General features: G+C 63.6%; 12 protein-coding genes and 1 pseudogene. 4 read left to right on the plus strand and 9 right to left on the minus strand.

Features of this window, described 5'->3' with window-relative positions; all coding sequences use genetic code 11:
* Window positions 1–142: 142 nt before the first annotated feature.
* Together B4N44_RS06480 and B4N44_RS06485 are read right to left on the minus strand one after the other, a co-directional pair.
* The gene (locus B4N44_RS06480; protein ID WP_296698224.1) at window positions 143–3,313 is read right to left on the minus strand and encodes an AsmA family protein; all 3,171 of its coding nucleotides are present in this window, start codon (window positions 3,311–3,313) and stop codon (window positions 143–145) included.
* Window positions 3,314–3,355: 42 nt separating this feature from the next.
* A complete protein-coding gene (locus B4N44_RS06485; protein ID WP_296698227.1) occupies window positions 3,356–4,645 on the minus strand; it encodes a flavohemoglobin expression-modulating QEGLA motif protein in 1,290 nt (429 codons plus the stop codon).
* A 325-nt stretch (window positions 4,646–4,970) separates the two neighbouring features.
* On the opposite strand from B4N44_RS06485, the gene B4N44_RS06495 reads away from it, so the two are divergent.
* Window positions 4,971–5,198: a type II toxin-antitoxin system Phd/YefM family antitoxin gene (locus tag B4N44_RS06495; RefSeq protein ID WP_296698229.1), complete on the plus strand. Its 228-nt coding sequence runs from the start codon at window positions 4,971–4,973 to the stop codon at window positions 5,196–5,198.
* On the plus strand, window positions 5,198–5,584 hold the full coding sequence (locus B4N44_RS06500; RefSeq protein WP_296698232.1) for a type II toxin-antitoxin system VapC family toxin: 387 nt from the start codon (window positions 5,198–5,200) through the stop codon (window positions 5,582–5,584). The genes B4N44_RS06495 and B4N44_RS06500 overlap by 1 nt, the downstream gene beginning before the upstream one ends.
* 19 nt (window positions 5,585–5,603) lie before the next feature.
* On the opposite strand, the gene B4N44_RS06505 is transcribed toward B4N44_RS06500, so the two are convergent.
* The 3 genes from B4N44_RS06505 to B4N44_RS06515 form a co-directional block, all read right to left on the minus strand.
* Window positions 5,604–6,533, minus strand: a complete 930-nt coding sequence (locus B4N44_RS06505) for a transporter (RefSeq protein WP_296698235.1) — start codon at window positions 6,531–6,533, stop codon at window positions 5,604–5,606.
* Between the two features lie 20 nt (window positions 6,534–6,553).
* Complete coding sequence (locus B4N44_RS06510; RefSeq protein WP_296698236.1) at window positions 6,554–8,239, minus strand: mechanosensitive ion channel family protein; 1,686 nt, start codon at window positions 8,237–8,239, stop codon at window positions 6,554–6,556.
* 275 nt (window positions 8,240–8,514) lie between these two features.
* A complete protein-coding gene (locus B4N44_RS06515; RefSeq protein ID WP_296698239.1) occupies window positions 8,515–8,760 on the minus strand; it encodes a hypothetical protein in 246 nt (81 codons plus the stop codon).
* A gap of 196 nt (window positions 8,761–8,956) precedes the next feature.
* Between B4N44_RS06515 and B4N44_RS06520 the strand changes: the two genes are divergently transcribed.
* Window positions 8,957–10,681, plus strand: a complete 1,725-nt coding sequence (locus tag B4N44_RS06520; protein ID WP_296698253.1) for a sigma-54-dependent Fis family transcriptional regulator — start codon at window positions 8,957–8,959, stop codon at window positions 10,679–10,681.
* Here the strand turns inward: B4N44_RS06520 and B4N44_RS06525 are convergent.
* The 3 genes from B4N44_RS06525 to B4N44_RS06535 form a co-directional block, all read right to left on the minus strand.
* Window positions 10,678–10,983 carry a hypothetical protein gene (locus B4N44_RS06525; protein WP_296698242.1) on the minus strand — a complete coding sequence of 102 codons (306 nt, stop codon included), beginning with the start codon at window positions 10,981–10,983 and terminating at the stop codon, window positions 10,678–10,680. The two genes, B4N44_RS06520 and B4N44_RS06525, sit on opposite strands and share 4 nt — an antisense overlap.
* Before the next feature lie 62 nt (window positions 10,984–11,045).
* Window positions 11,046–11,489: a secondary thiamine-phosphate synthase enzyme YjbQ gene (locus tag B4N44_RS06530; protein WP_296698244.1), complete on the minus strand. Its 444-nt coding sequence runs from the start codon at window positions 11,487–11,489 to the stop codon at window positions 11,046–11,048.
* Between the two features lie 4 nt (window positions 11,490–11,493).
* Window positions 11,494–12,567 carry a branched-chain amino acid aminotransferase gene (locus B4N44_RS06535; protein ID WP_296698247.1) on the minus strand — a complete coding sequence of 358 codons (1,074 nt, stop codon included), beginning with the start codon at window positions 12,565–12,567 and terminating at the stop codon, window positions 11,494–11,496.
* A 331-nt stretch (window positions 12,568–12,898) separates the two neighbouring features.
* On the opposite strand from B4N44_RS06535, the gene B4N44_RS06540 reads away from it, so the two are divergent.
* Window positions 12,899–13,189, plus strand: a complete 291-nt coding sequence (locus B4N44_RS06540; protein ID WP_296698249.1) for an HU family DNA-binding protein — start codon at window positions 12,899–12,901, stop codon at window positions 13,187–13,189.
* Window positions 13,190–13,261: 72 nt separating this feature from the next.
* On the opposite strand, the pseudogene B4N44_RS06545 reads toward B4N44_RS06540, so the two are convergent.
* Window positions 13,262–13,747 (minus strand): annotated as a pseudogene (locus B4N44_RS06545) (sodium-dependent transporter); the annotation flags it as partial.

A 13,747-nucleotide genomic window follows, 5' to 3' on the forward strand; every position in this document is an offset into this window, starting at 1 on the left:
GCTGAGGCACGACGCTAATCACCTTCATGTTTTCTTTCGGTAAAGCCAGAGCAAACCCATCCAAGACACGTCACGAAAAGTCCTCAAAACAGAGCCCCGTAACCGCTCCCGACCGACCTAAGCAGTGCGCCCCCATCGAACCCTAGCGTCGTGTCCTGACGGCATCGCAGGGATTCGTCCCGCTGGTGAGCCGACGGACGAGCTGGTCGGCGAGGAGGCTGATTCCGGTCGTGGCCCAGGCGGCGCCACCGTGGGTCAGAAGCGCCGCAGGGTCGATGCCGGCTCGAGGTTTTCGGAGCGTGCCCTTGACGTAGACGAAGTGGTCGGCGATGCCGAGGAGGCTAAGCCCGATGCCGCGTCGCCTGGCGGTCTTGAAGCGAAGCTCGATGGCCTCCGTACGCAGATTGAGCGCCCCGCCGCCGATGGCATTGATCGTCTTGGTCTGGACCGCCAGGCCGCGGGTACTGGTCGCAATACCCTCGGCGAGATCGAATTGGAGGACGGCGCATTGCAGCTCGTTGTAATGCACGCGGCTGTCGAGGTCGAGCGCGAGTGGGTTGAGCACGTCCAATAGGGTGAAGAGGAGCCCGCCGAGCGGCAGCACTTCAGCCGCCTTTTCGTGTAACCGCCCTGCCCCCAGGGACAGTTCCAGATGGCCGTCGGCGTTCCAGAGCAGGTCGTTCGACACGGTTGCGACGCCGGTGAGTCGCGTGTCCAGCGCAGTCTGGATGTGGGACAGTGCATTGGCGTCCTTCGCTTCGAGCAGGTGCGCCAGGTCCAGATTCCCCTTGGCTCGGATGTCGAATCGCCACCCGGCCCGATCCGGACGCAGATCGATCTCGGCACCGAGACGGTCTGCCTCGGTGGCGACCGAGGCTTGGAGGTGGCCGGAATCCAAGGCGGCGTCCAGGTCGAGCAGGTCGAGCCCGATGTCGCCCGCCTTGAGGTGGTCGACCTTCAGGCGCAGCGTCCCGTCCAGCATCCGCAGCAGCTCGGGCGCCGGAAGCTGCGCGGGCGTCGAGCGAGCGCTACCCGCTGGAGACGCCGTGCGAACGTAGGGCGTTAGATCCAGTCGCTGCGCGCTGAGCGTCGCCTCGATCCGGGGCGTGGGACCGGGGCGGATCGTCAGGTTTCCGGCGAGGTCGCTGTCCCCGCTCGCTGCCTTCAGATCGCGCAGCTCCCAGCCCTCGTAGAGACCCCGGAGACGGGCGGAAGCCGTCAGCGGCGGACCGGCCGAGAGCCCGGCGGCGAGCCCTTGATCGAGCGGACCGCCGACGAAATCACCCAGAACGGAGAGGTCTTGGATCGCGGCCTCGACATCCAGCGTACTGCCCCGCAGTGCGTCGAGACGGGCGAGTCGTCCCTGTGCGCCGATCGTGATCCCCGGCTGTTTGAACGACAGATCCAGGTTCAGATCGCGCCCGGTCAGCAGGGCGTCGAGTGGCCCGACATGTCCTCGGATCTCCGCGCCTTGCGCCTTGGAGCGCCGCTTGGCCAGGACATCGATCTTCGGCCAACCCCGGCCCTGCGGCAGCAAATCGGCGAGTCGACCGCCGGTAAGATCCAGATCGAATTGCTCCATGGCTGCCGCGAGTGCCGTTTGCAGCCTGACGGATGTCCCGGGCTTAAGGGTCAAACGGGGTTTGGTGAGCTTGATCGGCGTCGCGGCCTGCTTGTTTGCCGCAGGCGCTCGGAACTGCGCCTCCTTGGCGCCGAGCTCGCCGGTCAACGACGCGATCAGTGCCCGCGCGGTCGTCCCCTGTGCCTTGGCGGTCAGGGACATCCGGTCCAAGCGCCCGCCGGGCGGTTTCGCCAAGGGCAAGAAGGCGAGCGCCTCGGGCAGGAGGATCCGCTCTGCCTTCAGGTCCGCCGCCCATGCCGGACGCGCCTGTCGAGCGTCGAGCGTCGCGTCGCCCGCGAGGGTGATCCCGGGAAGCACGACGTCGAGCGATCCCAGGCGCAAGCGCCCGTCGTCGAGTGTGGCCCGGGTTGCGAGCCGCTCGATCTTCAGGGGATCGGTCTCGAGCCCCTCGATCCGCAGCGCGAGATTCAGGTCCAGGTCACGCAGACGCTCGACCGGAATGGGACGATCGAGCCAAGTGGGTACCCCGTCGGTTGTCGCGGTGGACCGATTGAAGCTGCCCGGGACACGCAGATCGAGCTTCTCGATGTTCAGACTACCTTCGATGCTCGGCCTCGGCCCGCCCGGCGTCAGGGAGAGATCGCCAAGAAGTCGTGCGTCGCCAAGGGTGGCGAGGAGCTGCAGCCGTCCGGATCCGGCCTCGAGTGGATTGAACGGCTGCCCCTCCTCCAAACCGGCGAATCCCAGCTCAAGCCTAAACGGGGTTTGCCGGAGTTGACCCTCGAGCCGGCCTGTCAGCCCGTTCGCCGCTTGTCGGGCCGCTCCGTCGGCGAGGGTGATTCGACCCAAGGGCTCGGAGGCGTCGAGGAATCCCTCGATCCGATCGAGCGCAAGTCTGTCATCGCCCCGAAGCAGCCGTCCCGACATGCGCAATCCGCCCCCCGGAAGCGTATAGGTCGGGCGCAGTGGCTGCAGCGCTTTCAGGTCCGGCACGACGAGGTCGACCTGGGCCTCGATCTGCGCGATGTCGAAGGGCGCACCCGTGCTGCCCGAGGCTTCCAGACTGGCGTCGGCCACCTGCATCCGGACTGCGAAGGGCCAGCGGGATGAAGCTGACTCGTCCACGGGTCCGGCAAGAACGGAGAACCCCACGAGGGTGCCCGACACGGCGATCTCGCCCTCCAAGTCCAGACTCGGACCCGGGCTTGAGCCGTCGAGCCCCGTCAGATCCAGCCGGTCGATCCGAAAGCTCCGGGGGGGATCCGACACCGTTTGGAAAACGAGCGTCGATTCCACCAGACGAACCGAATCGACGGTGACCCGGAAGCTGCCCCGGCTGCTCGGCCGGTCGCTCGGGACCCAGTCCGCAAGGTGATCGGGGTCGAGATGGATGACGGCGTCCTGCACCTGGATCCGTCCGATCCGAATCTGTCGGTCGAACAGGGCCGCAAGATCGAGATCGCCCTCCAAGCGCGCGGCATGCCAGGGCTCGGGTGCCGCAGAGCCTTCCGCCCCGGCGATCTCGATGTCCTCCAGGACGAGCGAGGGACGAGGCAACCAAGCCACTCCGACTGCACCCTCGATCCGTACCGACCGACCCAGGGCGCGGCTCGCAGCCCCGGCGAGCACATCCTTGTGGGCTTCCAGGTACGCCGGTAGAGAGGCAATCACAATGCCGATCGCAGCTAGGACCAGCAATAGTGCCCATAAAGCGATACGGACCGCTTTCATCGGCGCTGCGGACATCCTCAGCTCAAGGCGCCGTCATCGCGATCAGGAAGCCGAAGGCATCCGCACCACAGGCGCGCTGTCGAGCAGCTTGGTCACGACTGCGACCAGCGGCTCGATATCCAGGCGGTTGGCGAAGACCGTGAAGGTCAGCATCGCGAGCAGATGGCGCGGGTCGCTGATCCAGGGCGGGAGAAAGCGCGGCGCCCGGCACAGACCCATTTCGTAGAGTTCGCAAAGGGCTGGGAGCGCGAAGAGGTCGAGCTTGCCGCAGAACATGAGATGCAGGCAGTCGGCGCGCCCGGCGGCGAAACAAGCGCGGATGACGTAATTGATCGACAGCAGACCGGTCAAGTAGACGACGTCTTTGGTGAAAGGGGCGCCGCCGGTGATGATGCCGCCGCGAAAAACCCGACGCGCGCTCTCGAAGGACTGATCGGGCTGATCGGTCTGTTCCAGGAAGTAGCGATAGATCTCGATGAAGTCTGCCCCCTCGATGGCCATCTGGATGGCGATGACCCGATCGGCCAGCCGACGCAGCCGGTCGAGCTCGATCGAGCCGCTGATCAGCTCGGCATAGACGGCGAGTCCCTCCTGGGTGCGCGTAGTGCCCGGATGCCCGTCGGCGAGGATCGGCAGATCGACCTGAGCCTTGCCGTTGATCGAGGTCGCGACATGAACATGGGCCTCGTGATGCAGCAACTGGATGTAGTCGCGATCGGTGAAGCGCGCGTCGCGGCGGATTCGAATCGCCTTGGAGGTAGCCAGTGCATTGGCGGAGAGCTGATCGACCAGCTCGATGCGCGGGGCCTGGTCGCCGAAGTGCTCCTTGACTGCGACCTCGAGCCGCTCGGCGACCTCGGCCGCCGAGTGATAGGCCGGCGGTGCGATGTCGAAATGGATGTGGCTCAGCTGGGCGATAGTCTCCTGGACCTGATGAGCCAGCTCCAGCGGCTTGACCGGCAGATAGCGCAAGGGGGCGCTCGGCTCGCCGTAGAGCAGGCGACCATGCTCGAAGAAGCCCGAGGTGCCGACCGCCGCGAGCATCCGGGCCGCTTGCTCGATGGACTGCGCCTGCCGCTCGAGCCAGAGATCGATCGTGGTGACGGGTACGATCAGACACCGCGCCTCGTGCACCGCCTCGATGGTCGCGGTCGGATCGAAAGGTGTATAGCCGACCTCGGGCAAGGTCTGCCCGCCGCTTGCCAGAAAGGCGGCCTTGACCTCGGGCGGCCAGGCCAAGGCACTCAGAACCCGTAAGGGCCGGCAGCCCTCATGCAGCAGCCGGGCAACGGTCTTGATGCGGTCATGCTCGCGCTGGATGGCATCGCTCATCGGGGACATCCGTAAGTGATGACTCGGGATCGAGTCATTCATGATTGGAGTCGCGTCCGGGTGTTTCTGTCAAATCCTCGGGCAGTCGATCTTCCTCCCGCGACGAGGAGTATTGTCGTCTTCATCGATGCCAATCTCGACAATCAAGCAGAAGTACGGCAACAGGCTCTCTCGGGCGGACCTGATGACCCTGTCAGGCACCTGCGCGCTCGAATCAACGGGCGTCAAGACCTTTGGCTTTGGTGGCGGACGCGAAAATCCCTGGCTTCCTCGGATCCCGTTAGTCATCTAAAATGACCAACAGGTCACCGACCGGGATCCCCGCATGAGTCAATACAACATCGCCGAGGCCAAGGCCCAACTCTCGGATCTCACCCGTCGCGCCATGGCCGGCGAGGAGATCATCATCGCCAGGGACAACCGCCCGCTGGTCCGGCTGGTGCCGGTGCAGTCGCCCAAGCGGCCGCGCGAGCCCGGCTCCGGTAAGGGACAAGTGCTCTGGATAGCCCCGGATTTCGACGCGATCCCGGAAGGCTTCGAGGAGTACCTCTGATGCGGCTCCTGCTCGACACCCACGCACTTCTGTGGTGGGTGGACGATGACCCGCGACTTTCCCCGGAGGCCCGGCGCCTGATCGGCGATGAAGAGAACGCCTGCAATGTCAGCCTGGTCTCGGCCTGGGAGATGGCCATCAAGTCCGCGACCGGCAAGCTCAGGCTCGCGGTGCCCGTGCAGCGTTATTTTCAGGAGCATCTGCCGGCCAACGACTTCCAACTCCTGCCGATCGACCTCGGACACGTCACCTTGGTCGAGACCTTGCCGCCGCATCATCGCGACCCCTTCGACCGCCTGTTGGTCGCCCAGGCGCGGCAGGAGGGGCTGACGCTGGTGTCGAGCGATACAGCGTTCGATGCCTATGGGGTGACGCGGATCTGGTGATCCGTGTCGTCGGCCGAGGTCAAAGCCCCCCGCCCCAGCGGTATTGCCAGGCGATGCCGATCAGGTCGAAATTGTTCCCGGTGCGGGCGGCGACGCCCGAGCTCGCGTAGAGCTTGATGGAATTGTGCGCATCGACGGGCAGCGCCAGCGTCCCGCCGAGGCGCCAGTTGCGTTGGAGGTCGTTGTTGAGCGTGTCGTTGATGGTCGTGCGCCCGCCGGTGAAGTGTGTCACGTCGAGTGAAGCCCAAACGCCCGAGCGGAAACCGTGGATCACGTGCCCCTGCACCGAGTAGAGCGGCTCCTGCGCGCGGGTGCCGCCGTTCATGAAGTCTTGGTTGTCCGTGTAGAGGGTCACCGCGCCTGCGAGCTCGAAGGTCCAAGGACCGACAGCCTTCGAGACGCCGATCTCGGGCTTGAACCACCCGCGATTGGTGCCGAGGTTCACCACGCGGCTGTTGTCGTATTGCCCCCAGGGCGCCGAGACCTGAAGGCTGGCGCCGACGATCAGATCCTGTTTGTAATCCCGAAACTCCTCGAGCGTCAGCGCCGGCGCGCCCAAAAGGTTGACCGACAGACGAAACCGCGGATCGGCGAAACCGTCGACGATGCGCTCGATCGGCTGCCCTGCCGACACGGCCGTCCCGGACAGCCAGCTGTAAGGCACGATGACATCGACCTTTCCGGATTGGCCCCAAAGATCGAGCACCCGCGCGTAGCCGAGGACTGCGCTGGAGGTCTCGAGCTGCGGGTCGGTGATGGGCACCGAGCTGTCGAACGCCAGTCCGCCGCGGGTGTAGCCATACCCCGCAATCAGGAAATTCACGCCGATCGGCGCATTCGAGAAGGCCCGCGGCTCGATGTCCTGGGCCTGCACCGATGACGCCTGACTGACGAGCAGAAACGCGATCAGAGCGCCGCACTGAACAAGATGGCCGGTTAAGTGGGACATACGATTCCAGTCGCGATGACTCAAGGCTCGCGGAGCGCGGTCCGGGCCTCCGGCGCCGCGGGCGCCGCAAACCAATCGTCCTTGGGCACCCAAACCTTCCGCTCGGGCTGGGCCTCGAAGTTCGGGGACATGATCTGCACGCCGTACTCATTGAAGACATCCTGGATGTGGCCGTGCAGCTCCGACAGGGCGAAGAAGCGTTGCTCCGGGCGATCGATGTGCACGATCAGCTCGTACTCGGGATAGAAATCGGCCAGGGTGCGCTGCAGGACGAAGGGCGCAGGTTCCTTGCGGACCAGGGAGGTGCGCTCGGCGGCGAGCGTCAGCATCGCATGAACCTGACGCCATGGGGTGTCGTAGCCGATCGTGACCTTGGTCCCGACCACGGCGCCGCGCTCGTCGGCCAGGCGCGAATAGTTGGTGATGGGCGAGCCCACCAGCACCGCGTTCGGCACGGTCACGGTCTCGCGCTTGGGCGTGATCACCTTGGTGGAGAGCATCCCCACCTCGCTCACCGTCCCCAGCGTATCGCCCACCGCGACCATCTCGCCGGTCTTGAGCGCCCGGCTGTAGGCGATGACCAGTCCGCTCATCACCTGATTGATCAGACCGGCCGAGCCGAGCGAGACCATCAGCCCCACCAAGACGCTGATGCCCTTGAAGGCATCCGAATCCGAACCCGGGATGTAGGGATAGGCCACGGTCACCGCGAAGACCCAGATCAGCGTCACGGTGAGACGCCGGGTCGCCTTGGCGGTGTCCGCTTCCAGCCAGGAGACCGCCATCGCGCCGCGCTCGACGGTTCGGAAGAATCCGTCGACCGCCCGCACCATGATCCGGGTCAGGACGAAGATCACCAGCACGGTGAAGAACCCCGGAAGCGCTTGGAGGGCCCCGTCGGCGAAGGTTGCGAGCAGGTCGAGCATGAACGCGGCGAGTCCCTCGCCCCAGGGCCGCGTGAAGGGGAATCGACCGAACAAAAAGGTCAGCCAGAGATAGACCAGGATCGCCGCCAAACCGAAGCCCGTCGCCTTGATCGCTATCCGCTCCAGGCCGATCAGGACCGGTTGCAGGTCAAGGCCGGCCACTTTGATCGGGGCCGGTTTGCGCAGGGCTGGCTTGATCGAGGGTAGCTCGGTCGATACCGGCCCGATCGAATCGGACGTGCCCGCGAGCGACACCGGCGGACGCAAGCGTCGCATGGCCCGACCCTGAAGCTTGATCACGCCCCACAGGAGCACCGCGAGGATCAGGGTAGCTGCAGTCGCCAGCGCAACCCCTTCGAAGATCAGAGGCAGGCTCCGCTGCTCACGCCGCGCATCCAGCGCCTCCTGGAGCACATCGACCGCCCGCCGGACCTGCTCCTCGACGGTTTCGCCGGTCATCCCGTCCGCATCCTCGGGAACCAGCCCGAAGACCGGATGACCGTCGATCCGCACCCAGAAGCCGGTGAGATTTGCGTAGGTCGACCGAATGGCCTCTGCCTTCTCCCCCGCGTTCTCCTCCAGCACATCGGCGATCTTGCCCTGGATACGCCGCACCCGATCGGCCGGCGAGATCCCGTCGATTCCGGCTCGCAGGATCGCGATCTCTCGATTCCAAAAGGTCAGACTGGCGGGCTCGCCCTGGCTAACCTCGAGCCGACCGGATTCGGAGATCGATCCGGGGGCGGACTCCGGGGATGGCGGGGGGGCAGCTGCCGACACCGACCCTGACGTCAGGATCCAGATGAGACAAACGAGCCAGCGCATGCGGAGCGGCGGACGCCGGTTCATAGGAGGGCTTCGCATGGCGCATGTTCCAACGGATCGAGGATGAAAAGGCCCGACGGCACTGTTCTCTACTCAAGCAAGGGTTCTCTCTCGGGCAAGCGAACCACGCGCCCCGACGCCGTCGGCCGGCGAAAGCGTCAACCCGCCGAGATGACACATCATAGTTCCGGCAGCCCCGCCCTGAGCCCTCCCGACCCTCCTCGATCAGTTTAAGCCATCCCGACGTGGTCGAGCCAGATGTCGGCGCCGAGCCTCATCGACTTGGCCCACGTTGACGCTCGGGAGACGTCGGGGCGAGCTCGGTCGGCTTGATCAACCCGATCGGCATGATCCGTCAAAGTCAGCGACGGCACTCCCTGCGGGATGAGGCCGACCGTCGACACGACCAGATTCGACAGCTCGAGGAACCCGCCGGCGACGAGGGTGCCGACCACCGCAACACGCGGCGCCGGCATCCGCGGCCAACGTCGTTCCAGACCGATCGGATTCGCCGGCGTGACCAGCTGGTTTCCGACGGCCCGAATCTCGACTCTTTGGCTCGCCAGGGCAAGAGGCTGCTGCCGTCTTTTAGGTTTACACTTGCTCGTTGAATCATCGGCAAGATTTCTTGCCGGGGGCGCCCGCAACCGCAGAGAGATCGACGTGTCGGACATGAGTCCCCAAACGCTACCGAGAAACGGGCGGCTGCACGAGGCATCCGAAGCCGAGGCCGACCGGGAATCCGGACGATCGGAGGGTACCCGACCGAGCGCCGACCCAGGTACAGGCGTCGATGCGACGGAGTTCTCGCTCGCCGAGCGCTTGGCCTTCGAGCGCCTGCTGGGCGATCTGTCGGCTCGCTTCGCGGACCTGCCGGCGGACCAAGTGATCGATCAGCTCAGGCGCGCCCTGGAGCGCCTGACGGACTTCCTCGGCTTTGACCGCTGCAGCTTCGCGGAGAGCAGCGACACCGACGGTCCGTTCCAAATCCTCTGCTCGGTGAGCCGGCCGGGTATCGACGCCGTGGCACCAGGTCCAGCCCCGCCGTTCTCCTGGTATTTCAAGGAGCTGCGGTCCGGCCGGATCGTCGTGCTTACCGACATCCCCGCCGATTTCCCGCCCGAGGCGACGGTGGAGCGCGACTACTGCGAACTCGTAGGACTCAAGTCGAATCTGGCAATCCCCCTGAGAGTCAGCGGGCAGGTGGTCGGAATCATCGCGTTCAGTGCCTTTGATCGGACGCGCGCCTGGCCGGAGGATCTGATCCTTCGGCTCAAGCTCGTCGGCGAAGTGCTGGTCCAAGCCGTCGCGCGCATCCGTCGCGAGGCCGCCCTGGCGAGCGCGCTGGCGGAGATCACGCGCCTGAAGGAGCGCCTGGAGGCCGAAAACCAGTGTCTGCGCCAGTCCAGCCGAACCGGCTGTGGACAGCTGCCGGCAAGCCGTTCCCCACGCTTCAACCGGGTGCTGGAGGAGATCGCCCAGGTGGCACCGACCAACGCCACGGTCCTGCTGCTCGGCGAAACCGGCACCGGCAAGGAGGTCTTGGCCGACGCCATCCACCACCTCAGCCAGCGCGGCGAACGCCCGATGATCAAGGTCAACTGCGCCGCACTGCCGGCGTCGTTGATCGAGGCCGAGCTGTTCGGTCGCGAGAAGGGTGCCTACACGGGTGCGCTGGCGCGACAGATGGGTCGCTTCGAGCTCGCGGACGGCTCGACCATCTTCCTGGACGAGGTGGGTGAGCTGCCCCTCGAGCTGCAAACCAAGCTGTTGCGTGTTCTCCAGAACGGCAGCTTCGAGCGCGTGGGCGGGACCCGTACCATCAAGGTCAATATCCGCATCATCGCAGCCACGAACCGCGACCTTGCGCGCGCGGTCGCCGAGGGCAGTTTTCGGGAGGACCTCTACTACCGGCTGAACGTGGTCAACCTGCACCTGCCGCCTCTGCGGGAGCGGGTGGAGGACATACCGCTCTTGGCAGCCCACTTCATCCATCTCCAGAACCTCAAGTTCGGCACCACCATCAAGGGCTTTGAAAAAGATGCCATGCAGATACTCTGCTCCTTCCAGTGGCCGGGCAACATCCGGCAGCTGAAGAATGTGATCGAGGCCTGCATGGCCATGGAAGGCAGCGACTACATCAGCCTTGACACCCTGGGGCAGGTGATCGAATTGCCGCAGGGGCCACGCGTTTCCGTTCAGGCTGGGCCGGTGCTGATGACCGAAGAACCATACACCGCCGCGCTGGAACGGTTTGAACGCGACCTGCTGCGTGATCTGCTCAAAAAACATGGCGGCGCCGTAGATAGCGCCGCCAAAGAAGCCGGCATGAACATGGCCACCCTCTACCGCAAGATAAAGAAGTACGGCCTTAAAAAAGAAGAATACGCCGATTAATTAACGTCGTTTCCACCCGATCCGCCCCAAGTATCCTGCCACTGCTGCTGCGGGGTGCGGTTGTCGCCGTACTGCACGATCACCCCGTCCTCACGTTGATAGGAGCAACTCCAGCCGGGCCAGTCTGCCTTGTAAAAGGTCGGATAATCGTTGGGATGGTCCAGCGGGTTATAGGGCTCAGAGTACCTGCTCCAGTCCTTGGGCAACGGGCAGCGCTCGTCGCCACGATAATCACCTGCGGCCAATGCCTGGGTCGAGATGACCACCATCACTGCTGCTGCAGTCAGTGCTGTTTTAAGCATTGTCTCCACCTCCTTTGAGCTTCTGCATGGGAATAATCTAACATATTCCCGCACAAAACCGATCAAGAAAATCCAAGCAGTAACTGCCGGTGACGGGGGCCGTCAAACTCGCAGAAGTAGATCCCCTGCCAGGTGCCCAGCCAGAGACTGCCCCCCCGCACGATCACTTGGACCGATGAACCGAATAGGCTGGCCTTGATATGGGCGGCGGAGTTGCCTTCGGCGTGACGAAAACCGGCAAGATTCGGTACCAGTTGCTCCGTGAACCAGAGCATGTCGCGGGCCACGTCGGGGTCGGCGTTTTCGTTGATGGTGATACCGGCGGTGGTGTGCGGTACAAACAGGGTCAACACCCCATCCTGCCAGCCGTTGCGGCTGACCAGCTCAGCCACTTGGGCGGTGATCGCCACCAGCTCATTTTGCGTGCGGGTCTGCACGGACAGCTCGGCGTGCTGCATGATGCCCTCCAAACAGACGAGGCGGGCATCGCTGCCCGCCTCGGTCATCTAGCTACTTCACAAAGGTCACCCAGCCAAACTCATCAGGTAGGGCACCGGTCTGAATCCCGGTCAAGGTGTCGTACAGCTTCTGGGTCAGCTCACCCACACCGCCGCCGCCCAGTTGCACCGTCTCGCCCTTGTAATACAGCTTGCCCACCGGGGTGATCACCGCTGCAGTGCCGCTGCCGAAGGCCTCGGTCACCTTGCCGGCCTTGATATCAGCCATCAGCTCATTGACATCGATCTTGGTCTCCTCCACCGTGCAGCCCAGTTTCTTACCCAAGGCCAGCACCGAATCGCGGGTCACGCCCGACAGGATCGAGCCGTTCAGGGCCGAGGTAACGATCCGGTTGCCATAGACGAAGAACATGTTCATGGCGCCCACCTCTTCGATATAGCGTTGCTCGCGGCCATCCAGCCAGAGCACCTGATCAAAGCCCTTCTTTTTGGCCTCCAGGCCGGCCTTGAGTGATGAGGCATAGTTGCCGCCGGTCTTGGCCTCGCCGGTGCCGCCCGGCACGGCGCGGACGTAGTGATCCTCCACCATGATGCTGACCGGCTTGAAACCGGCGGCGTAGTAGGCCCCCACCGGTGACAGGATCACGAAGAAATAGTAATGATCGGACGGGTTGACCCCCAGCACCGGCTGCACGCCGATCATGGCAGGACGGATGTAGAGCGAGGTGCCTGCTGCAGTCGGAATCCAGTCCTGCTCCAATCCAACCAATTGCTTGATCCCTTCAACAAACAGTTCTTCCGGCAGCTCAGGCATACACAGCCGGTCGGCGGAGAGGTTGAAGCGCCGGGCGTTCTTCTCAGGCCTGAACAGGGCAACCCGTCCATCAGCCCACTTGTAGGCCTTCAAGCCCTCGAAGATCTCCTGGGCGTAATGAAACACCTGGGCCGACGGGTCCAGCACGAACGGTTCATAGGGCTTGATACGGGCATTGTGCCAGCCTTGCTCCGCAGTCCACTCAACCAGCAGCATCCGGTCGGTAAAGATACGACCGAAACCAAGCTGCGACTCGTCAGCCACCTTAGCCTTCATCTGCCCTGCTGCCAGGGGGAGTACTGAAATATCCATCTGCAAACCTCCCATAGTTCGATCATGACCACGGCCCAAAAACAAGGCGGCCACTGGCCGCCCCACCGTCTGTCAGTTTCATATCTTCTTCTGAAGAATGATAAAATTACTGCCAGCGCGACGCGACTGTCAACAGTTTCCTGTGGTGATTGTCAGCCATCTTAAAATCAGATTAAAAGCGCAAAGAACACTCGCCATACTGAAAAAAGTGTGTTAGAAGCAGAAAAAATTGCTTGACCACTTGCAGATGCTCAAACCAGTGCTAAGATCATAAGCCAGATTCAACGCTGTCGGAGACGTCCGCAGCGTAAAAAACCCAAGGGGGACCCGAATGAAGAAGGCAGATCTCGTTGCAAAGATGGCGGCAGGCGCAGGTATCACCAAGACCCAGGCCGAGAAGGCCCTCAGCGCTTTTATGGCGGCAACTGAAGCAGCCATGAAAGCCGGCGACAAGCTGACCCTGGTCGGCTTCGGCACCTTCAGCACCGTGACCCGGAAGGCCCGTACCGGCCGCAATCCCCAAACCGGCAAAGAGATCAAGATTCCGGCCAAAACCTCGGCCAAGTTCTCCCCGGGCAAAGGTCTCAAAGATCTCAAAGTGAAGGCAGCCAAGAAGAAGTAACGCACCTTCGATGCTTGCTGTTCAAAAGCCCCGCTCAGGCGGGGCTTTTTTTGTTTGTGTGAGGGGTAATCCTCAAAACAGGCCCAGCTTATTCAGCAGTACCAGCGCAACCAGCACCGGCGAGACGTAGCGGATCAGGAAACGCCATAGCGGATAGAACCAGCCGACGGTCGCTCCCTTTGCCAGCTCTGCCTTGGCCACAGACGGTGTCAGCACCCAGCCTGCAAACAGCGTGATCAACAGCCCCCCCAGCGGCAACAGGTAGTTGGTGGCAATAAAATCCACCGAGTCCAGAAAGTTCCGTTCGCCGATCAACTGCCAGTCCTTGAGTAGATTGCTGGACAGGGCCGACGGCACGCCGATGGCGAAGATCACCAGCCCCATCACTACGGTTGCCCTGCGACGATCCCACTTCCGCTCATCGCAGTAATAGGCCACCACCACCTCAAGCAAGGAGATGGCCGAGGTGAGCGCGGCAAACACCAGCAGCAGGAAAAACAGGACCGCAATGACGCTACCGCCCGGCATCTGACTGAACAGGATCGGCAGGGTCTTGAA

Origin of the sequence: Thiocapsa sp. UBA6158 (assembly GCF_002423035.1) — a bacterium.
Classification (GTDB): domain Bacteria; phylum Pseudomonadota; class Gammaproteobacteria; order Chromatiales; family Chromatiaceae; genus Thiocapsa.